Consider the following 21,955-nt stretch of genomic DNA (forward strand, 5'->3'; position numbering starts at 1 on the left):
GGAGATGACGATGACGCGACGTCGGCTGCCCGCCGTGACGATGCTGTTGGCCGCGCTCCTCGCGGCGCCCACCACGAGCCACCCGGCGCTGGCCACCGGCAGTGCGCCGGCCGGGGACTGGACGCACGCGGGCGGTGATGCGGGGCGCACCGGCTATCAGCCGGTCACCGGCGGGCTGCACCGCAAGAACGTGGGGGTGCTGCGGGACGGCTGGCGGGCCGCCGGGGCACCGCACGGCACGCTGGTCGCGGCCGGTGGCGCGCTCTACCTGCCGGCGTCCGACGAGCGCGGCGTCCGGATCGTGAAGCTCGACGCCCGGACCGGCCGGGAGCTGCCGTTCGGGGTGCGCGGGACGCAGTGGCTGGGCCGGCCCGCGGTGGTGGACGGCACGATCGTCACGGTCGCCTCGGACGCGCCCGGGCGGGACGAACTGCGCGCCTACTCGGCGGACGGCACCGAGCGGTGGCGGGCGCCGGTGCCGGGCGACGAACCGGCCGACGACCTCGCGGTCCACGGTGGGCTCGTCTTCGTCGGCGGCGGCCGGACCTGCCACTACACCTGCGCGTACTCGCGGCTGCGGGCGTACCGGCTGAGCGACGGCACGCTCGCCTGGGAGCAGGACGTGGTCGGCGACGTGAAGTTCGAGGCGCCGGCCGCGGCGGGCGGCACGCTGGTCTGGCCGATGCGCGACGCGGCCGGCACGCGCGCGGTGGCGTTCGACGCGGCGACCGGCGCACCCCGGTGGGGCGCCCCGGCCGCCGACGGCGACGTCCGGGAGCTGGTGGTCACGGACGACACGGTCTACACGATCGAGGGCGGCACGCTGTGCGCCCGGACCGCGGACGGCGGCGGCGCCCGCTGGTGCCGGGACGACCTCGACCACGTCAGCCTGGCCCTGGCGCCGCAGCGGGCGGACGCGCGGGACACCCCGGCCGTGCTCTACGCGGGCGGCGGCGACACGATCCGGGCGCTCGACCCGGCGGACGGCAGCGTGCTCTGGTCGGCACCGGCCGGCGGCGACCCGCGTCCGCTGACGGCCGGCGGCGGCCTGGTGTTCGCGCAGCTGTGGAGCCCGCGCGAGACCCGGGTCGCGGCGCTGGACGCGTCGGACGGCCGGGTGCTCTACGACCGCGTGCTGGCCCGCGACGGCGTCTTCGGCGCGGTGGTCCCGGCGTACGGCCGGCTCTTCGCGGTCGACCCGTTCGAGGGGGTGCTCGCGCTGGAGCCGTGAGCCGCGGGCGTCATGCGGGCCGCCGCAACGACGCGGATGACGCCCGGACCGGCACGGAGGATCTCAGACGAACAGCTCCGCGATCTGCACCGCGTTGAGCGCCGCACCCTTGCGCAGGTTGTCGTTGGAGCAGAAGAACGACAGGCCGTGCTCGACCGTCTCGTCGCCGCGGATCCGGCCCACGTAGGTCGGGTCCTGCCCGGCGGCCTTCAGCGGCGTGGGCACCTCGTCCAGCGTCACGCCGGGCGCGGTCGCCAGCAGCTCCCGGGCGCGGGCCGGCGTGATCGGCCGGGCGAAACGCGCGTTGATCTGCAGCGAGTGCCCGGTGAAGACCGGCACGCGCACGCAGGTGCCGGAGACCCGCAGGCCCGGAATGCCGAGGATCTTGCGGCTCTCGTTGCGGAGCTTCTGCTCCTCGTCCGTCTCGTTGAGCCCGTCGTCCACGATCGACCCGGCCAGCGGCAGCACGTTGAACGCGATCGGCTGGGAGAACTGCTTCGGCGCGGGGAACTCCACCGCGGACCCGTCGTGGGTCAGCTCGGCGGCCCGGTCCGCGACCTTGACCACCTGGTCGGACAGCTCGGACACACCGGACAGCCCGGCGCCGGACACCGCCTGGTAGGTCGCGACGACCAGCGCCTCCAGCCCCGCCTCCTCGTGCAGCGGGCGGAGCACCGGCATCGCGGCCATCGTGGTGCAGTTCGGGTTCGCGATGATGCCCTTGGGCCGGTCCTGCGCGGCCTGCGGGTTGACCTCGGCCACGACCAGCGGCACGTCCGGGTCCATCCGCCACGCGGACGAGTTGTCGATCACGATGGCCCCGGCGGCCGCGACCGTCGGCGCCAGCTCCTTGGACGAGCCCTTGCCGGCGGAGAAGAGCACGATGTCGAGGCCGGTGAAGTCGGCCGTGGCCGCGTCCTCCACCGTGACCTCGCCGCCCGCCCACGGCAGCGTGCGCCCCGCCGACCGGGCCGACGCGAACAGCCGCAGCTGCTCGACCGGGAAGTTGCGCTCCGCCAGGACGCGGCGCATGACGCCACCGACCTGGCCCGTTGCTCCGACAATGCCAATCCGCATGACGACGAGGTTACCGACCTTTCACCGATGCTTCGAACCCGGAATCCCACCAGGTGAACGCGGGTGTGCCGGGCGTCGGAGGACTTGTGCGGGGCCGGTCGGCGGGCCGGTGTTTCTACGGTCGCCGCCGACCCGGGCCGAAGAAAAAATCTGACGCGATTACGCCACACCGGGGTGTCATCATCCGTCCATGGAGTCCGGGATCGCGCTTGCCCACGCGTACCATCGCGAGGTCGTGGGTCCGTTGTTGCGCCGTGAGGCGCCTCGGCTGCCGCACGCGGCCGGCCGGCTCGGGCCCGGGTCCGACGTGCTCGGCTTCGACGACGACGTCAGCCGCGACCACGACTGGGGCCTGCGGTTGCAGCTGCTGCTCGACGACGCGGACGCGGACCTGGTGCCCTACCTGGACGAGCTGCTGGAGCGGGAGCTGCCGGACCGGTTCCGCGGTCGTCCGGTGCGGTTCGCGACGACCTGGGACCCCCGGCCCCGGCACAAGGTCTCGGTCGACACCGTGAACGGGTTCGCGCGGCAGCACCTCGGCTTCGGCTTCGACCCGGCGGACACGGTCGGCTGGCTGATGCTGACCGGTCAGGCCGTGCTGGAGGTGACGGCCGGGCCGGTCTTCGCGGACACCACGGCGTGGCTCGGGCCGCTGCGCGCGTCGCTGCGGCACTACCCGGCCGAGGTCGAGCGGTACGTGCTGGCCGCCGGCTGGCACCGGCTCTCCCGGCTGCCGCTGCACGCGCGGGCGGCCGAGACCGGCCAGCCGATGCACGCCCGCCGGCTGGCCGGGACGCTGGTCGAGGACGTGATGCGGCAGGCGTTCCGGCTGTGCCGCACCTGGGCGCCGTACGACAAATGGTTTGAGCGTGCCTTCCAGCGGCTGCCGATCGCGGCCGAGCTGACCGGTCCGCTGACCACGGTGTTGCACAGCGGCGACCCCCGGGTTCGGGAGGACGCGCTGGTCACGGCCGTCCGGGTGCTGCTGGTCCGGCAGCGCGAGCGGGGCCTGCCGACGCCGCCGGACGGGGTCGGGCCGTTCTTCACGCGCGCGTCCCGGGCGGTGCGGCCCGAGGTGCCGGCCGCGCTGCTGGCCGGGCTGACCGACCCGGTGCTGCGCCGGCTGCCGCCCGAGGCCGGCGCGATCGACCAGTGGCTGGACAACCCGTGGTTGCTGGCCCGGCCCGCGATGCGCGCGCCGCTGGCGGCCGCGTATGGACAGTGGTTGGCGCACTGACCCTCCGGCGCGCCGGGCGCGGTGCCGCCGGTGCATGAGGCAAGATCCTCAGGTGCTGTGGGCTGAAGATCTCGACACCTCCGTGCTGGCGCCGCGTCAACGGGCGATCCTGGGCGTCATCCGGGACTGGGTGGTGAAGTACGGCTACTCGCCGTCCACCCGGGAGATCGGCGACGCGGTCGGGCTCGCGTCCACGTCCTCGGTGAGCCGCCACCTGCGCGCGCTGGAGGAGCTGGGCTTCCTGCGCCGAGGCCGCACCGCGACCCGGCCGGTGGACACCCGGATGTTCCTGGACGCCACCGGTGACCGCGGGGCACGCGACGAGCAGACCGTCGGCGTACCGCTGGTCGGCACGATCGCGGCCGGCGCGCCGATCCTCGCGGAGGAGGCGGCCGAGGAGACCCTGCAGCTCCCCCGCGACCTGGTCGGCCGCGGCACCCTGTTCAGCCTGCGCGTCCGGGGCGACTCCATGATCGACGCGGCGATCTGCGACGGCGACATCGTGGTGGTCCGCCAGCAGCCCGACGCCTACAACGGCGACATCGTGGCCGCCATGATCGACGAGGAGGCCACGGTCAAGGTCTACCGCCGCCGCGCCGGCCACGTCCTGCTCGAGCCGCGCAACCCGGCCTACTCCCCGATCGACGGTGACCGCGCCACCGTCCTCGGCAAGGTCGTCTCCGTCCTCCGCCGCGTCTAGCTTCCGTTCCGCATCGGACGCCGGCGTGCGTCAGGCGCGGCCGTGGGCGTGAGCCCGCCGAGGCTCCGAACCAGCCCGCGATCTCCTGGTCCAGCGCGTGGCCGTCGAGCAGGCCGAGCGCGACCACGGCGCCACCGAGCGGGTCGCGCTCGTCGCCGGCCAGCCACGCGGTGCCGGCGGCCCGGACCTCCGGCGGTGTCGCCGCGTGCAGCAGTGCGGCGCGGAGCCGGACCGCGGTGGTCGGCGCGGCCGCACCCGCTCCCGGCCCGGGTCGGCCGGAGGCTCCGCGGGGCCGGAGCCGCGCCGCGGGTAGACCGGGCCGTCGACGGCCGGCTCGTTCTCGTCCCGCACCGCTTCTCTCCCGTCCACCGGCACCGAGTCGCGCAGACCATAGCGACGGCCACCGACAGTTTTCTGTCGTACCGGGGGCGCAGAATGAGCGTGTGCTGGTGGCGGCGGTTCCGGGGGCGGACCGTGGCGGGCGACTCGCTCCGCTGCGCGTCTCCGGCGCGCCCGCGGGCCGGGTCATGCCGGTCGCCGACCTGCCCGCGGCCGTCGCCGCCCGGGAGCGGCGGGATCATCCGCGTTGGCTGTGGGCGAGCACCGACGGCATCTACCCGGGCCTGCTGCGCGCCGGGGTCCGGGTGGACCGCTGCCACGACCTGGAGCTGACCGAGACGCTGCTGCTCGGCTACGACGGGCGCTGGGGTGAGCCGCGCGCGCTGCCCGCGGCTTGGGCGCGGCTGTCCGGCGGGCCGGTGCCGCGCGACCCGCCGGCCCGGCAGGCCGAGCCGCCCGGCGGTGGGCAGCAGGCCACGCTCTTCGACACCGGGCCGCCACCGGCCGAGATCGGCACCGATCCGCTGACCGCGGTCACCGAGGTCTACGCGGACCAGGCCGGGCGGATCGCGCGCACGGCGTACCCCGGGCGGTTCCGGTTGCTGGTCGCGGCCGAGTCGGCCGGTGCGCTGATCGCGGCCGAGATGGGCCGGGACGGGCTGCCGTGGCGGGCGGACGTGCACGACCGGTTGCTGGTCGAGCTGCTCGGGCCGCCGTCCCCGGTCGGTGGGCCGCCGCGCCGTCTCGCCGAGCTGACCGGGCAGATCAACGACGCGTTCGGCGTGCGCGGCCTGCACCCGGAGTCTCCCGCCGAGCTGCTGCGCGCGTTCGCGAAGGCCGGTTTCGACCTGCCCAACACGCGCCGCTGGGTGCTGCGCGACGTCCGCCACCCGGCCGTGCCGTTCCTCCTGGAGTACAAGGAGCTCTACCGCATCTGGACCGCGCACGGCTGGGCCTGGCGGGACGCGTGGGTGCAGGACGGCCGGTTCCGTCCCGAGTTCGTGCCGGGCGGTGTCGTGTCCGGGCGCTGGGCCACCCGCGGTGGCGGCGCACTGCAGATCCCCAAGGTCGTCCGTCGTGCGGTCGTCGCGGATCCCGGCTGGAAGCTGGTGGTCGCGGACGCCGGGCAGCTGGAGCCGCGCGTGCTCGCCGCCGTCTCCGGTGACGCCCGGCTGGCCGCGGCGGGTGCCGCCGGTGACCTCTACGCCGCGCTCGCCACGGACTCGTTCGGCGGTGACCGCGCCAAGGCCAAGATCGCGTTGCTCGGCGCCATGTACGGCCAGACCGGCGGCTCCGCGATCCCCGCGCTCGCGGTGCTGCGGCGCAGCTATCCGCGCGCGTTCGACTACGTCGAGGCGGCCGCCCGCACCGGCGAGCAGGGTGGTCTGGTCCGCTCCTGGCTCGGCCGCACCTGCCCGCCCCCGTCCGCCGCCGACGGCACGCTGCTGACCGCCGACTCCGGCGACACCGGTGGCGGCGCCGCGCGCGACGACGACCTGCCGCGGGCCCGGCCCGACGCGCGGGCCCGGGGGCGCTTCACCCGCAACTTCGTCATCCAGGCCACCGCGGCCGAGTGGGCCCTCGTGCTGCTGGCCACGCTGCGGACCGCGCTGGCCGGCACCGACGCGCAGCTGGTCTTCTTCCAGCACGACGAGGTCATCATCCACTGCCCGGCCGAGCAGGCGACCGCGGTCGCCACCGCCGCCCAGCACGCGGCCGACCAGGCCGGCCGGCTGCTCTTCGGTGACTCGCCGGTCCGCTTCCCGCTCGACCCGTCCGTCGTGGACTGCTACGCGGACGCGAAAGCCTAGGGTGGCAACGGATTCTTGTAGGGTCACGCCGTGATCGATCAAGGCTTCGAGTGCGGCCGGTGCGGACAGCGCCATGCCGGCCTACCGTTCAGTTACGGGTCGGACGCACCCGTCTACTGGCAGGACGAGTTCGCGGCGGACGAGCGCAGCGTCCTGGACGAGGAGCTCTGCGTCATCCAGGCCGAGCACTACTTCGTCCGGGCCCGCCTGGTCATTCCGGTGCACGACGCGGACGACGACTTCGAGTGGGGCATCTGGACCACGCTGAGCCGGGCCAACTTCGCGCGCATGGTGGACATGTGGGAGACGGCGGGCCGGGAGGCGGAGCCGGCGTACTTCGGGTGGCTCGCCACCGAACTCCCGGCGTACCCGGTGAGCACGCTGAACCTCAAGCTCATGGTGCACACCGGGGTACTCGGCGAGCGCCCGCACGTGCTGGTCGAGCCGACCGACCACCCGCTCGCGGTGGAGCAGCGCGACGGGATCACGGTGGCGCGGGTGCGGGAGATCGCGTCGCTCGTCATGCACGACGCCGCCTGAGCGCGGGCGGCACGCGCCGCCGTACCCCGCACGGTCAGCTTCCGCGTACGTTCCGGCCGCGGCCGAGACTCCGCGCCGGTGGCGGCGGCACCGATCCGGTCAGCCGAGGGCGCGCCGGGGTGTGGGCTGGACCCAGTCGGCCAGGCGGTACAGCATGCGGGCGGTGCGGCGGCGGAACGCGTGGGCCGGCGAGCGGTGCGCGGGTGGTGCGGTGCGGACGGGGGCGTCCGGGCGGGCGGAGTTGACGTCGCGGTGCACGGCTTTCAGGGCGAGACTCGCGCCCAGCAGTGAATCCATGTTTCCTCCCGATCAGTGCGGTGGAGCGGTCGAGGTGCGGACGATCAGCTCGGTGGGCAGGAGCAGTGGTTCCGCCGCCGTCCGGAACAACAGGTGCACGGCCTCGGAGCCCTTGCGGTCGTGCGGCTGCCGGACCGTGGTCAGCGACGCGGTCGCGGCCGCCGGGATGTCGTCGAAGCCGGCCACGGAGAGGCCGTCGGGCACCGCGATGCCTCGCGCATGCGCGGCGTCGATCGCACCGAGCGCGAGCCGGTCGCCCATCGCGAGGATCGCGGTGGGTGGCTGCGGCAGGTCCAGCAGCGCCCGGGCCGCGGCGGCGCCGTCGCGCTCCTCCACCCCGGCCGCCGCGACCACCACCGCCGTGCCGCCGTCGGCCAGTGCGGGTGCCAGGCCGTCGCGGTAGCCGGCGAGACGGGCGCGGTTCGCCACGAACACGGTTCCCGCGTCCAGTCCGGCCGGCACGATGCCGGGTGCCGCGTCGTAGCTCAGCGGGAAGCTGATGACGCCGTACCGCCGGTGCCCCAGACCGGCCAGATGCGCGGCCACGGACCGGGCGGCGGCGTGGTCGTCGATGCCGACGAACGGCTCACCCGGCGCGACCGCCGCGTCCAGGCCGATGATCGGCAGCCGGCGCGCGCGCAGCAGTTCGCGCCGCTCCGGCTCCAGCGGGTCGCAGAACGCGACGAACCCGTCGACCAGCGCGGAGGACACGACGTCGGGATGCCCGTGCTCGGCGCGCGGCACCAGGACCAGGGACGAGCCGTGTTCGCCGCAGGCGCGGGCGACACCGGCCATGGTCAGCCGTGCCGTCGCGTCCTCGAACAGGTACTGCAGCGGCTCGTGAATGATCAGGCCGACCCCGCCGGTACGGCCGCGGCGGAACGTGTTCGCCAGCGGATCGGGCCCGGCGTAGCCGGCCTCGCGGGCGGCGGCCAGGATGCGCTCGCGCAGTGCGGCGCTCAACTGGTCGGGGCGGTTGAACGCGTTGCTGACCGTCGCCTGACTCACGCCGAGGGCGCGCGCGAGGTCGCTCATCCGCGGCCGCGGATCGGTGGTCATGCGGTCTCCACCAGCGGTGTCCCGGGGTGTGTCATCGGGTGCGCAACTCGATGTCGAAGCACGACGTCGGCCCTTCTTGAGCTGTTGACCCTCACTTGAGCTCGTGTCCCCCGTCTTACTTGTGCCCCCCGTCTTATACGTATAAGTTTAGCCCATGCAGGGGACGCTGCGGGAGACCGACCGCACGGGCTGGAGCCCGGCGATCGCGTTCGCCGTCAACGGCGCTCTCTACGGGAGCCTGCTGCCCCGCTTCCCCGAACTGGCCGACCGCGTCTCCGCCAGCGGGAGCCAGTTCGGCCTGGTGCTCTTCGGGAGCGCGGCCGGCGGCCTGCTGGGCTCGCTCGTCGCGCCCCTCCTCATTCGCCTGGTCCGGGAGCGGCACGCCACGGCGGTCGCCGGCATCGGTTACACGGTGCTGGCCGTCGCGGTCGCGTCAGCGCCGGACCTGCTGGTGCTCGGGCTGGCACTGACGCTGATGGGCGTCTTCGACGGCGCCCACGACGTGACCATGAACGCCGCCACCGTCCGGGTGCAGCAGGCTCGTGGCGTCACGCTGATGGGCAGGATGCACGCCACGTGGTCGCTGTCGCTGGCCGCGGCCGGCGTGCTCGGCACCGCCGCGGTGAGCTTCGGCGTCCCGGTGCCGGTGCACGTCGGCGTGGTGGCCGCCGTCGCGCTGCTGCCGCAACTCGCGGCCGCGGCGTGGCTGCCGCTGCCGGACCCGCCCACGTCGCCGGACGCGCCCGCACGCCCGCGTGGCGCGCTCCGCTGGCACTACGCTCTGCCGGTCCTCGGCCTGGCCGCGCTCGCCGCGAGCTATGTGGAGAGCCCGGGCCAGGAGTGGACCGGGCTGCTGCTCGGCCGCGGGCTGGACGCCACGCCACAGGGGGCCGCGGCGGCACCGGTGCTGTTCGCCGGCGGTCTGGTCGCGTCCCGCCTCGTGCTCGACGCCGCCCAGCAACGCTTCGGTGCGCACCGGGTGGCTGTCTGCAGCGGGCTGACCATGGTGCTCGCGCTCGTCGCCGGGCTGGCCGCCGCGCTGCTCTGGTCGTCCCCCGGCTGGACGCTGGCCGCGGTGACCGTGGCCGGCATCGGCGCCGGCCCGATCTTCCCGCTGTTGTTCGGCGCCGCCGACCAGCTCTCGGCACGCCACGGCATTCCCGCCGCGCGGACCGCGTCCACCGTGTCCGCCCTGTCCCGCGTGGGTGCGATCTCGGCACCCGTGGTGGTCGGGCCGCTGACCGAGGCGTACGGGATGGTGACGGTCCTCGCCGTGATGGTGGCCGGTGCCGCCCTGGTCCTGATCGCCCTGCCCCGGGCGGTGTCATGACGCATCCGCCGACCGACGGGAGCCGACGATGAAGTACACCCGCTTGGGCGCGACCGGCCTGGAGGTCTCCCGGCTCTGCCTCGGGGGCATGGCCTTCGGCGAGCCCGGCCGCGGTGCCGACTCCTGGACCCTGCCGGAGGACCGCAGTCGCGACCTCATCCGGCGTGCGCTCGAGGCCGGGATCACGTTCTTCGACACCGCCAACATCTACTCGGACGGCTCGGGCGAGGAGATCCTCGGTCGCGCGCTGCGGGACTACGCCGCGCGCGACGACGTCGTGATCGCGACCAAGGTTAACGGCCCGATGAGTGACCGGCCGAACCGGCGCGGCCTGTCCCGTAAGGCGATTCTCACCGAACTGGACAACAGCCTGCGCCGGCTGGGCACCGACCACATCGACCTCTACCAGATCCATCGGTGGGATCCGTCGACGCCGGTCGAGGAGACGCTGGAGACGCTCGACGACGTGGTCCGGGCGGGCAAGGTGCGCTACCTGGGCGCGTCGTCGATGTGGGCATGGCAGTTCTGCACGGCGCTGCACGTGGCGGAGCACCACGGCTGGAGTCGCTTCGTCAGCATGCAGAACTACTACAACCTGATCTACCGCGAGGAGGAGCGGGAGATGCTGCCGCTCTGCCTCGCGAACGGCGTCGGCGTGCTGCCGTGGAGCCCGCTGGCTCGCGGACGGCTCAGCCGGGACTGGGACGAGTCGTCACCGCGCACCGCGGACGACTCGTTCGGGCATGCGCTCTACGCGGCCACCGAGCGGGCCGACCGCGCGGTGGCCGCGCGGCTCGCGGAGATCGCCGGGGAGCGGGACCGTCCGCGTGCGCAGATCGCGCTGGCCTGGCTGCTGCACAACCCCGCGGTGACCGCGCCCGTCATCGGGGTCACCGCGCCGCATCATCTGGACCAGGCGATCGGCGCGCTGGACGTCGAACTGTCAGATAGCGAGAAACGTCGTCTCGAGGAGTGCTACGTTCCGCACTCGGTGGTCGTGCTCTGATCTGATTCGGTGGGCGCGGTCGACATATCGGTCCGGCATGTTCGGATCGATGGTCGGCCGCGCCTTTTATTTTCTTTCTCGCTGCGCCGTTATTTCGGTTGGGCAAGCGCCCGAAACCGCCGGTTAACATATTCATGAATCACACGCGTACGCGCCCCGTCCGCAACTCGACGGAGTGTGACCCACGTCATGTTTAAACGGGAAATCACCACTCCCCGAACCGCGCGGAAATCGAGGCTTGACAGTCCTCCACGGGCGATGTCAAGGTGGAAAGCGATGGCGATAAATGTAGATCATTATCGCCCCGCAGACCTCGGCACCCCACCCGCTCATGATCCCTCATAAACATTGATCGGGTATCGGGAAACCATTCCGCAACATTTGGCGAATCAATTGTCGTGCGCGTCGCCCGGCTAATTCATCGCACGACTTCGCATGCCCGGATCCGGAAGGAGTGGTCAGCAGATCCCGCTTGGCAGAGCCGGGAAAGCACACCAAAACCAGGGAGGTTCAGGTTCCGTGACTACCGCCTACATCGACTCGGTTCCGCTCGACCGGAGCGCCCATCTCGTACCCGACGACTTCGAACTGCCCTACCGACTCGCGCGGATCGGCCAGCTCGCCGACGACGTCCGCGCCTGTCTGCTCAAGATGATCTACCTGGCCGGCTCCGGCCACGTCGGATCGTCGCTGTCCTGCGTGGACCTGATCAGCGTGCTCAAATTCGACCGGATGAACGCCACGGACGACGTGTTCGTGCTGTCCAAGGGGCATGCCGCTCCGGCGTGGTACGCGGCGCTGATGGTGGCCGGCGAGCTCGACCCCGAGGAGATCGGCACGCTGCGCCGCATCGACAGCCGCCTGCAGGGCCACCCCGACCGGAGCCGGCTGGATCTGGTGGCGGTCAGCACCGGCGCGCTCGGCCAGGGGCTCTCGGTCGCGCTCGGCCGCGCGGAGGCACGCCGGATGCGTCAGGAGCCGTCCATGGCCTACTGCCTCGCCGGGGACGGCGAATTACAGGAGGGCCAGATGTGGGAGGCCATCATGTACGCCGGCGCACGGCAACTCGCGAACGTCACGCTGCTGGTGGACCACAACCACAGCCAGAACGACGGACCGATCGACGCGATCCTGCCTCCCTATTCACTGCCGGACAGGTTCCGTTCGTTCCAGTGGCATGTGCAGGAAATCAACGGCCATTCGCATCTGGCCATCCGGGATGCCGTTCTCAATGCCCGAGCCAATCAGCGGCAGCCGTCCGTCGTCATCGCGCACACGCAGAAGGGATATCTGACTCCCGGGCAGATCCTGCTGAACGGCTCGCACAGCGGAAGTCTCACCGAACAGATCTACGAGGACGCCATCGCCGAACTGGAGAGGACCGCGCGGTGAAGGCGACGCGTGATTGGTTCGGCGACATCCTCGTCGACGTCTCGGCCGACAATCCCGACGTGGTCGTGGTCAATTGCGATCTCGCCTCCGCGGTCAAGACGACCAAGTTCAGATCGACATTTCCCGAGCGCTTCATCGAGGTGGGAATCGCCGAGGCGAACGGCATCGGCCTGGCGGCCGGCCTGGCCCAGGAGGGTTTCCGGCCGTTCATCGCCAGCTTCGGGCACTTCCTGACCGGCAAGTTCCTGGAGATCTTCCAGTCGGTCGGGCTCAACCAGTCGGGCGTGGTCATGGTGGGCACGCACGCCGGCCTCGCCATCGGTAAGGACGGCCCGACCCAGATGGGGCTCCGGGACCTCGCCCTGATGCGCACGCTGCACAACGTGGAGGTGCTGCAGCCGGCGGACGGCCACGAGACCCGGCAGATGCTGGAGTACGCGGTCAGCCACCGCCGGCCGACCTACCTCCGGCTGTGCCGGCAGCCCCAGCGCGAGGTGCACGACGAGAACTACCGCTTTCGGTTCGGGTATCCCGACGTCGTCCGGCCGGGCACCGGGACCGCGCTCTTCACCATGGGCGGCATGGTCCCGGTGGTCCTGGACGCGCTCGACCTGCTGCCGGCCGGGACGCCGCGCCCCGCCGTGATCAACGCGTCGTCGCTGCCGCTGCGGCCGTCCGCGGTACGCGAGATCCTCCAGCCGTACGACCAGGTGATCGTCGTCGAGGATCACTTCCTCCGCGGCGGGCTGATCGACGAGGTCGGCCGGCTCGTGCTCGACCTCGACCGGCACGTGCGGTTCGGCGGCTGGGGTGTGCACGACTACGGCCAGGCCGGCTCGCCCGGCGAGCTCTACGAACGATACGAGCTGGACGCGCCCCGGGTAGCGGGGCGGATCAGCGCCTTCCTCGCGTCCACCCCCGCCGACAGGGAGCACCGATGACGACGACCCGTTCCGTCCATCCGACCGACCTGGCCCGTGACCTGGTCGCGGCGCCCTACCTGTTCGTCGAGCACGAGTTGCGGCCCGGCGCACCGGTGCCGTACCGGCGGAGCCCGGACGACCACCGCACGTTCATCGTGATCGGTGGCCGGGTCCGGCTGGAGTGCGCCCCCGGCGGCGGCACCGTTCGGGAGTACGGCTACCTGCGGGGCTGGCACGCGCTGCCCGGCGCGGCCTACCGCTTCACCGCGCTCGGCGACGAGCCCGCGGTGGTGGTGGAGGCGGGCACCGTCACCGGTCCGGACGAGGAGTCGCCGGAGCCGCCGGCCTCGACCGGCGCGTGCGTCGACGTGGACGGGTACCGCGTCGACAAGCCGTGGGGTCACGAGATCTGGTACACGCAGAACCTCACGGCGCCGGGCTACGCGCTCAAGCAGATCCACATGACCACCGGGCATCAGTCCTCGCTGCAGTCCCACCGGCGCAAGGTCGAGACCAACTACGTGGTCGAGGGCGAGGCGACCGTGCTGAACGGCGTCCCCGCGCCCGACGATCCCGGCGCGGTCGTCGACGTGCGGTCCCTGCCGCGCACCGTGCACGCGCGCCGATCCGGCTGGTCCTCGGCGGCCGACATCCTGCACCGGGTGATCGCGCTGACGGACTACACCTCCGTCGAGGTGTCCACACCGGAGCTGGACGACGTGATCCGCTGGGCGGACGACACGCACCGGGGCAACGGCCGCATCGGCACCGAGCACGCGGGGGCACGGGCATGAGCGTCACCGACGACATCCGGCTCTACCTGGACGAGAAGCGGGCGATCATCGACGCGTTCCCCACGGAGGCGGTGCACCGGGCCGCGGAGATGCTGTTCGAGACCTACGACGCGGGCGGCACGGTCTACGCCATGGGTAACGGCGGCAACGCGGGCACGCTCGACCACGCGTACTGCGACTTCAAGCACCACCCGTTCGTCTCCGAGGACAAGAGCGCGCCGATCGCGGCCTCGGTGCGGCGCCTGCACTTCGTCAACCTCTGCGGCTCCGCGGCCGAGCTGAGCGGCCTGGTGAACGATCTGGGACCGGACAGCATGTACAGCGCCTCCGTGGAACCGTTCGTCACGCCCCGGGACCTGGTGATGGCGTACAGCGGTAGCGGCAACTCACCGAACGTCGTCCGCGCGCTGGAGGTCGCGGTGAAGGCGGGCGCCCGGACGTTCGCCATGACGAAGGGCGACGGGGGCCGGTGCCGGGACCTGGCCGACGTGTGCCTGGTGGTGCCCGGCACGTCGCGGTTCCCCGGCCAGACCGGCCGGAACGACAACAACTTCCACTTCGAGGACGCCATGCTCTCGGTCAACCACATGCTGGTCGGCCTGCTCAAGAAGCGCGTGGCGGACGCCGCCGCACCGGCCCGGGCGAGTCACCCGTGATCATCAACGAGGTGTCCGCCCCGCCGGCACTCACCGCGTTCGCGCGGCTGATCGGGCCGGAGCGGACCGTCCGGCTGCGACGGGCGGCCGAGGAGATTCGGGAGCGGCTCGCCGGTGGCACGCTCTGGCACGTCAACTCGACGCCGGCCGGTGGCGGCGTGGCGGAGATGCTGCAGACGCTGCTGCCGGTCTACACGGAGCTCGGCGTGCGGGCGCGCTGGGCGGTGATCGGCGGCACCGACGAGTTCTTCCGGATCACCAAGCGGCTCGGCGTCGCCCTGTACGGCAGCGATGACGGCCCGCTCGGTGCCCGCGAGCACGCCGCCTATCTGCGGTCCCTGTCCACGGACGCGGCCGAGTTGCTCGGCATGATCGGCCCGCGGGACATCGTCGTCCTGCACGACCACCAGACCGCCGGGCTGGCACCGCGGATCGCGGATCGCACCGCCACGACGCTCTGGCGGTGCCACGTCGGCGTGGACGAGCCGACCCCGGCCTCGGAACTCGGGTGGGACTTCATCGGGCCCCTGCTCGACGGCGTCCGGTCACTGGTCTTCTCGGTGGACCGGCACGTACCGGCCAGGTTTTCGGACCGGTCCGTGCACGTGCTGCCGCCGTTCATCTCGCCGTTCGGCTACAAGAACGCGGAGCTGGGGATGGACACGGTACGCGCCTGCCTGGACCACTGCGGGCTGGGCGCGCAGGACGCCACCGCACCGCCGGCGGTACGGACGCCGCTCGGCCCGGTCCGGTTGCGGTCCGCGCCGACGGTGCACCGCGAGGGCACCCGGCGCGCCGGTGCGCCGCTGGTGACCCAGATATCCCGCTGGGACCGGCTGAAGGACATGGGCGGCGTGCTCGACGCGTTCACCGGCCACGTCCCGCAGGGGCACCTGGCGCTGGTCGGCCCGGACCCGGCCGCGATCGCGGACGACACGGAACAGCGGTTCTGGTACGCCGACTGCGTGCGGCGCTGGCAGGACCTGACTCCGGCGCAACGGGCCCGCGTCACGCTCGTCGCGCTGCCGATGGCCGACCTCGCGGAGAACGCGCTGCTGGTCAACGGCCTCCAGCGTTCCTCCGACGTCGTGGTGCAGAAGAGCCTGGCGGAGGGGTTCGGCCTGACGGTCGCCGAGGCGATGTGGAAGCGGCGCGTGGTGGTCGGCAGCGCCGTCGGCGGCATCCGTGCGCAGATCACCGACGGGGTGGACGGCTTCCTGCTGTCCGACCCGGCGGACCTGGCCGGGCTGGGCGCTCTGCTCAACACGGCGATCGGCAGCGAGGTCGACGGCATCTCGATCGGCGCTCGCGCACACCAGCGGGTCCATACCGACTTCCTGGCCGACCGGGAGGTCACCACCACGGCAGCGATGCTGACACAGGAGAGGATGGCCACGTCATGACCGACGACCAGGCGTACCGAGGGCTGAGCCCTCAGCAGGTGACCGAGTACCGGGAGAACGGCTACACGACCGGAGACGGCCTCTTCCCGCCGGAGACGTTCGCGGCGCTCAAGGCGCACTTCGAGCGCAAGCTGGACGACCTGCCGGTGGGCGAGCGCCCGGAGGACATGGACGTTCCGCACTTCACCGACCCGGAGCTGTTCCGCTGGCTGCTGGATCCCGGCGTGCTGGACGTGGTGGAGTCGGTGATCGGCCCGGACATCGCGCTGTTCACGTCGCACTTCTTCTGCAAGCCGGCCGGTGACGGCAAGAGCGTGCCGTGGCACACGGACGGCTACTTCTGGCGGGAGATGATCGAGCCGGCCGCGCAGGCCATGACGATCTGGCTGGCGATCGACCCGTCCACGCTGGAGAACGGCTGCATGAAGGTGATCCCGGGCAGTCACCGAGGTGGCGACGGGCACTACCGCCCGGTCACCGATGACAACAGCGTCTTCGACGAGGAGCTGGACCAGTCCCAGATCGACCCGGCCAAGGCCGTGCCGGTGCAGCTGCGGCCGAACCAGTACAGCATCCACTCGGGGGCTCTGGTGCACAGCAGCGAGGTGAACCGGAGCACGCTGCGGCGCTGCGGGTACACCATGCGCTACATGAGCACCAGCATCCGCTTCAACGACGCCCTCATCGGCGACAAGCACCAGATCTTCCTGGCCCGGGGACGGGACCTCGCCGGCAACGTCTACGCCGACCCGACGCGGGCGCATCTCGAGCTGATCGAGGCGCGTGGCCCGGGTCAGCGTTTCGTCGGCGCGAAACGCTGACCCGTGGTGCGCGGTGTCCGGGACGCGGGCGTGCACCTCGTGCTCGAGCTGGTGACGCCCGCCGGTGCCGTACCGGTGGAGTGCGACGCGGTGCTGTTCGACATGGACGGCACGCTCGTCGACTCGCACGCGTGCGTCGAACGGAAGTGGCGCGCCTGGGCCGACCGGCACGGTCTGGACGCCGGCGCGGTGCTGCGGGCGGCACACGGGCGGACGCTGGCCGGCACGGTACGGCTGGTGTCGCCCGGCCTGGACCTCGACGCGGAGGTCCGGTGGCTGACCCGGGTCGAGGAGCGGGACACCACCGGCCTGCGTGCCGTGCCCGGCGCGCGGGCGCTGCTCGCGGCGATGCCCGCCGGCGGCTGGGCGGTGGTCACCTCGGCGTGGCGGCGCCTGGCGGAGATCCGGATGCGGCACGCGGGCCTGCCGCTGCCGCCCGTGTTGATCACCGACGACGGTGAGCTGCCGGGCAAGCCGGCGCCGGACGGGTACCTGGCCGCGGCGGCACGGCTGGGACGCCCGGCCGGCCGCTGTGTCGTCGTCGAGGACAGCCCGGTGGGTGTCCGGGCCGGGCGGGCCGCGGGCATGCGGGTGATCGGTGTGGCCACCGGCGCGCCGGCCCCGGATGCCGACTGGGTCGTCGACGACCTGACCGCCCTGCGGGTACGGGTTCCCGGCCGCCCCTGACCGGGACCGCGGCACCGGCACCGTGCCACAGGTGCCGGTGCCGCCGTCGCGGGGCGGCCGGTGACCGGGCGCCCCGCTCGAATGAGGACGGAGGGGCCTACTTGACCGCGCCGGACGTCAGCCCGGACTGGATCTGACGCTGGAAGATCGCGTAGATGACGATCATCGGCAGGATCGCCATCGTCAGGGCCGCGAACAGGCCACCCCAGTCCGCGTCGAAGCCCGCGCTGGTGGAGATGTTCGCGATGCCCTGGGTCAGCACCCACTTCTCCTCGGCGCCCTCGCCCTGGAGCAGTGCGAGCGGCAGCAGGTACTGGTTCCACTGGCCGATCACGTTGAAGATCGTGATGCTGATCAGGCCGGACCGCGCCATCGGCATCATCACCTGGAAGAACAGCCGGGTGTGCGACGCGCCGTCCATCGTGGCGGCCTCGGCGACCGAGTTCGGCAGCGACTTGAAGAACGCGGCCAGGAAGAACACGGTGAACGGCAGCGAGTACGCGATGTAGACCAGGATCAGCCCGACGTACGAGTTGAGCAGCCCCAGGTTCCGGACCACGAAGAACAGCGGCACCAGCGCCAGGAAGACCGGGAACGCCAGGCCGGAGACGAACAGGTAGTAGATGGCCCGGTTGCCCCAGAAGCTGTAGCGGGCCAGCACGTAGGCGGCCATCGCGCCGAGCAGCATGGTGCCGGCGGTGCTCAGGCTGACCACGAACACGCTGTTCAGGAAGTACTGGCCGACGTTCGCCTCGGACCAGGCGCGGGCCCAGTTGTCGAGGCGGAGCGCGCCGGGCATCGTCCAGGCGTCGCCGAAGATCTCCTCGTTGGTCTTGAACGAGGCGAGGAACGTCCAGACGAGCGGCGCGATGATGAGCAGTGCCCAGACCGCGAGGAACGCGTGGCCGAAGCCGGCCAGGACGTTGACCTCGCGCCGGGTCTTCTCCGGGGACGGGGCCGCGCTGGACGCGGATACGGGCTTAACAGTGTCGACAGCCATGACAGCCCCTCACATCTCCACGGATTCGCGCCGGCTGACCCGGAGGCTGAGCGCGGCGAACGTGATGGTCAGGAAGAAGAGCGCCACGCCCATCGCGGACGCGTAGCCGTACTTGGAGTAGGTGAACGCGTTCCGGTAGATCTCCATGCCGATCACGGTGGTGGAGCCGTCCGGGCCGCCCTGGTCCACCGAGAGCGTCTGGACGATGGCGAACGCGTCGAACGCGGCGATGCCGAGGTAGACCCAGGCGACCTGCAGCGTGTCCCAGAGCAGCGGCAGCGTGACCCGGAAGAACATGCTCATCCGGGTGGCGCCGTCCAGCATCGCGGCCTCGTAGATGTCCTTCGGGATGTTGGACATGCCGGCCGAGAAGAGCACGACGTAGAAGCCGACGGCCTGCCAGACCAGCACCGCGATGATCGACCAGAGCGCGAGGTCCGGGTTGATCAGGAAGCCGATCGGCTCCAGCCCCAGCTTGGCGACCAGGCTGTTGATCATGCCGGAGCCGTCCGGGCGGTAGATCGCCTGGAACAGCACGCCCAGGATCGCGACCGCCAGCACCTGCGGGAGGAAGAAGACGACGCGGTAGAACTTCGAGCCCCAGACGCCGGTCATCACCCCCTTCTGGGAGCCGCCGCCGACGTTGAGCATGAACGCGAGGAAGAGCGCGATGATGATCGTGATCAGCGGCAGGGCGAGCAGCAGGATCCCGTGGTGCTGCAACGCTTTCCAGAACACGTCGTCCTGGAACAGCCGCGTGAAGTTCTCCAGGCCGATGAATTGCCCCGGAGACAGCCCTCGCCAGTTCGTCAACGCCATGTAGAACGCCTGCGCGTACGGCGCGATGACGAAGACGACGTAGATCGTCACGGGGGCCGCGAGGAACCCGATGACGAACGGGTACTTGCCGTGCCGCATGTGGACCAGATCCTCAGGAAAGATGGGCGGGACGGTGGTGCCCGTCCCGCCCGGCGAACATCAGCGAGAGAACTTCGTGATCGACGAGTCGGCCTTGATCGCGTCGGCCTTCTTCTGCATCCGCGCGCAGAACTGGTCCGCGTTCTCCCGGCCGAACATCAGCGCGTTGGTGGCGGTGCGCAGCTCGGTGTCGAGCTCCTTGTACCAGCTGTCGAAGCGGTACGAGAAGACGCCCGCACCGGCCGCCTTCAGCACCGCGGAGGCGCTGGTCAGGCCGGGCGAGAGCTGGATGCCCTCCTCCGCGCCGGCGACCGCGGTCAGCGACTTGTTGAGCTCGATGAAGCCCTTCGCACCCTTCGTCGACAGCATCTGCCGCATGTACTCCATGCCGCCGCGCGGGTTCGCACCCTTGGCGGAGACGAAGTACGGCTCACCCGCGGTCGCGTAGAGACCGGTCGGCAGCGTGGCGCCGTCGGCCGCCGGGACCGGCATGACCGCGTAGTTGAAGCCCTCCGGCGTGGAGGCGGACTGCTCGGCCTCCAGCCACGAACCGGACGGGTAGAACGCGACCTTGCCCTGGTTCTGCTTGAGCTGCACCTCGGTGTGGATCAGGCCCTCGTCGGCCTTGTCCATGTACTTCGCACCGATCTCGGCCCACTGCGCCGCGGCGGTCTTGACCGCGGGGGCGGTCCAGGCACCGTCGGCCAGGTTGTCGATGTTCTTCAGGATGTCCGGGCCACCGATCTTGGCGGCCGAGGAGAGGATCACCAGGTACTGGTAGTACGGCGCGTTCTTGCCGGCGTACGCGTACGGCGTGATGCCCGCGGCCTTGATCGTGTCGAGCAGCTTGGTGAAGTCGGCCCAGGTGGTCGGGACCGTCCAGCCCTTGTCCTTGAACAGCTTCTCCGAGTACCAGAGGCCGTACACCGTGAAGACGTAGTTCAGCACGAACGGCTTGCCGTTGTACGTGCCGGACTCGACGGTGCCGGCGACCAGCGTGTCGGAGACCTTCTTGGCCGGGTCGTCCACGGACGGGGCCGCGAACAACTCGGTGAGGTCCTGCAGCTGCCCGTCCTGGATCAGCGTGCCGAAGTCCATGAACTTGGTGCCGGAGTTGTTCACGAAGTCCGGCGGGGTGCCACCGGCGAACCGGGGCTGCAGCGTGGTCGCGATCTCCTGGGTGGCGGAGTGCTTGATCTGCGCGTTCGGGAACTTCGCCTTGTACAGCGGCTCGTGCACGTCGGTGGCGTACTTCTCGCCGTACCCACCGTTGAAGATGACCACCTCGAGCGGGGCGTTGCCGTCCACGCCGAGCGGGTTCTCCGCGTTCTTCTCGCCTTCCGCCTGGTTGGCGGGCTCGTCCTCGCCACCGCCGGTGACGCAGGCGGAGAGGAATCCCATGGCCGGAGTGGCCATCAGGCCCGCGGCCGCGGTCCGGCGGAGCACTGTCCGGCGGGTGAGGTCGTTGTCAGACATGGTGTCGCAGCTCCTTGATGACGAACTACATACCTGGGCGGAGGATTTTTACTCTTTGCGGCCCTTGTGCCCGTCGACTGCCCGGGCGGTGCGCTGAAAGGCCGCGTGGGAACGTTCAGTGGTCCGCTGCGCGACCGCGATGTAGAGCAGGTCCAGCACGACCAGTTGCGGGTGCCGCGCGGAGAGCGCGTCCGGCCGGAACGTGGTGGCCTGCGTCGCGGTCAGCAGGACTATGTCGGCCAGTTCCGCCAGTGGTGCGCGCGGAAAACTGGTCAGGGCCACGGTGGTCGCACCGTGACTGCCGGCCTCGGCCAGCATCTCGATCGTCTCGCGGGTCTGTCCGCTGTGCGAGATGCCCAGCGCGACGTCGCCGTCCCGCATCAGCGCGGCGCTCGCCAGCCCGTTGTGCACGTCGGTCCAGGCCCAGGCCGGCACGCCGATGCGGTGCAGGCTGAACTGGAACTCCTCGCCGACCAGCGCGCTGCCGCTGGCGCCGAAGATGTTGACCCGGTTCGCGGTGGCGATCGCGGCCGCCGCGCGCTCCACCTCGCCCAGGTCGAGAAGCGCGGCCGTGTCCTGCATGGCCCGGGTGTCCGCGGCCATCAGCTGGTCGAGCACGCGCCCGAGGGGGTCGCCCGGCTGGATCTCGCGCCCGATGTCGACCGTCCAGCCCGCCGCGCGGGCCCGGCCGGTCTCGGCCGCGATGTCCAGCCGCAGGTCCGCGTAGCCCTCGAAGCCGAGGGCACGACAGAAGCGGGTGATCGTCGCCGGAGAGGTGCCGCTGCGCTCGGCCAGCTCCACGATCGTGGACCGGGCCGCGACGGCGGGGTCGGCCAGCACCTGCTCCGCGACCCGCTGCAGCGCGCCGGTGAACTCCGGCAGCCGCGAGCGCACGCGCACCAGGACGCCGCCCTCCCGCGCGGAGGCATCCGTCACCGCAGGGACCGCGGTGGTGTCCACCTCCGTCATTAGCGCTCCTCCGAAAAGAATGTTTACTGTTTGGTGGTAAAACTTCTTACTGACGCCCCCCTTGTGTCAAGACTTCGGTTGAAGTTTTCAAACCGTTACCGAGCCGCCGGTCACCGACCGTTCACACCGACGTGCTAACAGGACCTTAAAGACATGCAGCAAGCTGCATAAACGCTGCTCAGGACGTCGTCACTCGCCGTCAGCATGCCACCCGGAGACTTAACAAGATCGAAATCCGTGAGGGTACGGGTGGCAACTCGCGCCTGGTCGCCCGCACTCCCCCGCACCG

At 71.6% G+C, this 21,955-nt stretch carries 21 protein-coding genes; 14 read left to right on the forward strand and 7 right to left on the reverse strand.

Annotated elements, in window-relative coordinates:
- The first annotated feature begins 10 nt into the window (after window positions 1–10).
- Window positions 11–1,231 (forward strand): outer membrane protein assembly factor BamB family protein, encoded by a 1,221-nt coding sequence (locus J2S44_RS07490; protein ID WP_310410153.1) that lies wholly within the window; start codon window positions 11–13, stop codon window positions 1,229–1,231.
- Between the two features lie 63 nt (window positions 1,232–1,294).
- On the opposite strand, the gene J2S44_RS07495 is transcribed toward J2S44_RS07490, so the two are convergent.
- The gene (locus J2S44_RS07495; RefSeq protein ID WP_310410155.1) at window positions 1,295–2,308 is read right to left on the reverse strand and encodes an aspartate-semialdehyde dehydrogenase; all 1,014 of its coding nucleotides are present in this window, start codon (window positions 2,306–2,308) and stop codon (window positions 1,295–1,297) included.
- Window positions 2,309–2,498: 190 nt separating this feature from the next.
- On the opposite strand from J2S44_RS07495, the gene J2S44_RS07500 reads away from it, so the two are divergent.
- The 4 genes from J2S44_RS07500 to J2S44_RS07515 all read left to right on the forward strand — a co-directional run bounded on the left by J2S44_RS07500 (window position 2,499) and on the right by J2S44_RS07515 (window position 6,935).
- Window positions 2,499–3,545: a DUF4037 domain-containing protein gene (locus J2S44_RS07500; RefSeq protein WP_310410156.1), complete on the forward strand. Its 1,047-nt coding sequence runs from the start codon at window positions 2,499–2,501 to the stop codon at window positions 3,543–3,545.
- Entirely contained in the window at window positions 3,523–4,245 is a 723-nt protein-coding gene (lexA, locus tag J2S44_RS07505; protein WP_374727809.1) for a transcriptional repressor LexA, read from the forward strand. Before J2S44_RS07500 ends, lexA begins: the two co-directional genes overlap by 23 nt.
- A 443-nt stretch (window positions 4,246–4,688) precedes the next feature.
- Entirely contained in the window at window positions 4,689–6,395 is a 1,707-nt protein-coding gene (locus tag J2S44_RS07510) for a bifunctional 3'-5' exonuclease/DNA polymerase (protein WP_310410159.1), read from the forward strand.
- Window positions 6,396–6,425: 30 nt separating this feature from the next.
- Window positions 6,426–6,935, forward strand: coding sequence for a DUF2199 domain-containing protein (locus J2S44_RS07515; protein ID WP_310410161.1), 510 nt, complete (start codon window positions 6,426–6,428; stop codon window positions 6,933–6,935).
- 99 nt (window positions 6,936–7,034) lie between these two features.
- Here the strand turns inward: J2S44_RS07515 and J2S44_RS07520 are convergent, their stop codons facing one another.
- On the reverse strand, window positions 7,035–7,232 hold the full coding sequence (locus J2S44_RS07520; RefSeq protein ID WP_310410162.1) for a hypothetical protein: 198 nt from the start codon (window positions 7,230–7,232) through the stop codon (window positions 7,035–7,037).
- Window positions 7,233–7,244: 12 nt separating this feature from the next.
- Window positions 7,245–8,291 (reverse strand): LacI family DNA-binding transcriptional regulator, encoded by a 1,047-nt coding sequence (locus J2S44_RS07525; RefSeq protein ID WP_310410164.1) that lies wholly within the window; start codon window positions 8,289–8,291, stop codon window positions 7,245–7,247.
- A gap of 154 nt (window positions 8,292–8,445) precedes the next feature.
- Here J2S44_RS07525 and J2S44_RS07530 point away from each other — a divergent pair, with 154 nt between their 5' ends.
- The 9 genes from J2S44_RS07530 to J2S44_RS07570 all read left to right on the forward strand — a co-directional run bounded on the left by J2S44_RS07530 (window position 8,446) and on the right by J2S44_RS07570 (window position 17,303).
- On the forward strand, window positions 8,446–9,621 hold the full coding sequence (locus J2S44_RS07530) for an MFS transporter (RefSeq protein WP_310410165.1): 1,176 nt from the start codon (window positions 8,446–8,448) through the stop codon (window positions 9,619–9,621).
- 28 nt (window positions 9,622–9,649) lie between these two features.
- Window positions 9,650–10,627, forward strand: coding sequence for an aldo/keto reductase (locus J2S44_RS07535; RefSeq protein WP_310410167.1), 978 nt, complete (start codon window positions 9,650–9,652; stop codon window positions 10,625–10,627).
- A 519-nt stretch (window positions 10,628–11,146) separates the two neighbouring features.
- Window positions 11,147–12,019 (forward strand): transketolase, encoded by an 873-nt coding sequence (locus J2S44_RS07540; protein WP_310410169.1) that lies wholly within the window; start codon window positions 11,147–11,149, stop codon window positions 12,017–12,019.
- A complete protein-coding gene (locus J2S44_RS07545; RefSeq protein ID WP_310410171.1) occupies window positions 12,016–12,960 on the forward strand; it encodes a transketolase family protein in 945 nt (314 codons plus the stop codon). The genes J2S44_RS07540 and J2S44_RS07545 overlap by 4 nt, the downstream gene beginning before the upstream one ends.
- Window positions 12,957–13,736: a cupin domain-containing protein gene (locus J2S44_RS07550; RefSeq protein ID WP_310410172.1), complete on the forward strand. Its 780-nt coding sequence runs from the start codon at window positions 12,957–12,959 to the stop codon at window positions 13,734–13,736. Before J2S44_RS07545 ends, J2S44_RS07550 begins: the two co-directional genes overlap by 4 nt.
- Window positions 13,733–14,392 carry a D-sedoheptulose-7-phosphate isomerase gene (locus J2S44_RS07555; protein WP_310410174.1) on the forward strand — a complete coding sequence of 220 codons (660 nt, stop codon included), beginning with the start codon at window positions 13,733–13,735 and terminating at the stop codon, window positions 14,390–14,392. Before J2S44_RS07550 ends, J2S44_RS07555 begins: the two co-directional genes overlap by 4 nt.
- Complete coding sequence (locus J2S44_RS07560; protein WP_310410175.1) at window positions 14,389–15,795, forward strand: glycosyltransferase; 1,407 nt, start codon at window positions 14,389–14,391, stop codon at window positions 15,793–15,795. Before J2S44_RS07555 ends, J2S44_RS07560 begins: the two co-directional genes overlap by 4 nt.
- A complete protein-coding gene (locus tag J2S44_RS07565; RefSeq protein ID WP_310410177.1) occupies window positions 15,792–16,616 on the forward strand; it encodes a phytanoyl-CoA dioxygenase family protein in 825 nt (274 codons plus the stop codon). The genes J2S44_RS07560 and J2S44_RS07565 overlap by 4 nt, the downstream gene beginning before the upstream one ends.
- Before the next feature lie 30 nt (window positions 16,617–16,646).
- Window positions 16,647–17,303 carry an HAD-IA family hydrolase gene (locus J2S44_RS07570; protein WP_310410179.1) on the forward strand — a complete coding sequence of 219 codons (657 nt, stop codon included), beginning with the start codon at window positions 16,647–16,649 and terminating at the stop codon, window positions 17,301–17,303.
- A 97-nt stretch (window positions 17,304–17,400) separates the two neighbouring features.
- On the opposite strand, the gene J2S44_RS07575 is transcribed toward J2S44_RS07570, so the two are convergent.
- Genes J2S44_RS07575 through J2S44_RS07590 form a run of 4 tightly spaced genes read right to left on the reverse strand, consistent with a single transcriptional unit; the run spans window position 17,401 to window position 21,666 of the window.
- Entirely contained in the window at window positions 17,401–18,303 is a 903-nt protein-coding gene (locus tag J2S44_RS07575) for a carbohydrate ABC transporter permease (RefSeq protein WP_310410181.1), read from the reverse strand.
- Between the two features lie 9 nt (window positions 18,304–18,312).
- Window positions 18,313–19,221: a carbohydrate ABC transporter permease gene (locus J2S44_RS07580; protein WP_310410182.1), complete on the reverse strand. Its 909-nt coding sequence runs from the start codon at window positions 19,219–19,221 to the stop codon at window positions 18,313–18,315.
- A 60-nt stretch (window positions 19,222–19,281) separates the two neighbouring features.
- Entirely contained in the window at window positions 19,282–20,697 is a 1,416-nt protein-coding gene (ngcE, locus tag J2S44_RS07585; protein ID WP_310410184.1) for an N-acetylglucosamine/diacetylchitobiose ABC transporter substrate-binding protein, read from the reverse strand.
- 48 nt (window positions 20,698–20,745) lie between these two features.
- Window positions 20,746–21,666 (reverse strand): MurR/RpiR family transcriptional regulator, encoded by a 921-nt coding sequence (locus tag J2S44_RS07590; protein ID WP_310410186.1) that lies wholly within the window; start codon window positions 21,664–21,666, stop codon window positions 20,746–20,748.
- Window positions 21,667–21,955: the final 289 nt, after the last annotated feature.

This window comes from Catenuloplanes niger, assembly GCF_031458255.1.
GTDB classification, from domain to species: domain Bacteria; phylum Actinomycetota; class Actinomycetes; order Mycobacteriales; family Micromonosporaceae; genus Catenuloplanes; species Catenuloplanes niger.

Excerpts from the sequence above, each read along its gene's own strand:
- J2S44_RS07555 (WP_310410174.1), top strand. The coding sequence starts at position 13,733 with ATGAGCGTCACCGACGACATCCGGCTCTACCTGGACGAGAAGCGGGCG.
- J2S44_RS07590 (WP_310410186.1), bottom strand. The coding sequence starts at position 21,666 with ATGACGGAGGTGGACACCACCGCGGTCCCTGCGGTGACGGATGCCTCC.
- J2S44_RS07520 (WP_310410162.1), bottom strand. The coding sequence starts at position 7,232 with ATGGATTCACTGCTGGGCGCGAGTCTCGCCCTGAAAGCCGTGCACCGC.
- ngcE (WP_310410184.1), bottom strand. The coding sequence starts at position 20,697 with ATGTCTGACAACGACCTCACCCGCCGGACAGTGCTCCGCCGGACCGCG.
- J2S44_RS07550 (WP_310410172.1), top strand. The coding sequence starts at position 12,957 with ATGACGACGACCCGTTCCGTCCATCCGACCGACCTGGCCCGTGACCTG.
- J2S44_RS07535 (WP_310410167.1), top strand. The coding sequence starts at position 9,650 with ATGAAGTACACCCGCTTGGGCGCGACCGGCCTGGAGGTCTCCCGGCTC.
- J2S44_RS07490 (WP_310410153.1), top strand. The coding sequence starts at position 11 with ATGACGCGACGTCGGCTGCCCGCCGTGACGATGCTGTTGGCCGCGCTC.
- J2S44_RS07525 (WP_310410164.1), bottom strand. The coding sequence starts at position 8,291 with ATGACCACCGATCCGCGGCCGCGGATGAGCGACCTCGCGCGCGCCCTC.
- J2S44_RS07530 (WP_310410165.1), top strand. The coding sequence starts at position 8,446 with ATGCAGGGGACGCTGCGGGAGACCGACCGCACGGGCTGGAGCCCGGCG.
- lexA (WP_374727809.1), top strand. The coding sequence starts at position 3,523 with ATGGACAGTGGTTGGCGCACTGACCCTCCGGCGCGCCGGGCGCGGTGC.
- J2S44_RS07500 (WP_310410156.1), top strand. The coding sequence starts at position 2,499 with ATGGAGTCCGGGATCGCGCTTGCCCACGCGTACCATCGCGAGGTCGTG.
- J2S44_RS07580 (WP_310410182.1), bottom strand. The coding sequence starts at position 19,221 with ATGCGGCACGGCAAGTACCCGTTCGTCATCGGGTTCCTCGCGGCCCCC.
- J2S44_RS07565 (WP_310410177.1), top strand. The coding sequence starts at position 15,792 with ATGACCGACGACCAGGCGTACCGAGGGCTGAGCCCTCAGCAGGTGACC.
- J2S44_RS07575 (WP_310410181.1), bottom strand. The coding sequence starts at position 18,303 with ATGGCTGTCGACACTGTTAAGCCCGTATCCGCGTCCAGCGCGGCCCCG.
- J2S44_RS07495 (WP_310410155.1), bottom strand. The coding sequence starts at position 2,308 with ATGCGGATTGGCATTGTCGGAGCAACGGGCCAGGTCGGTGGCGTCATG.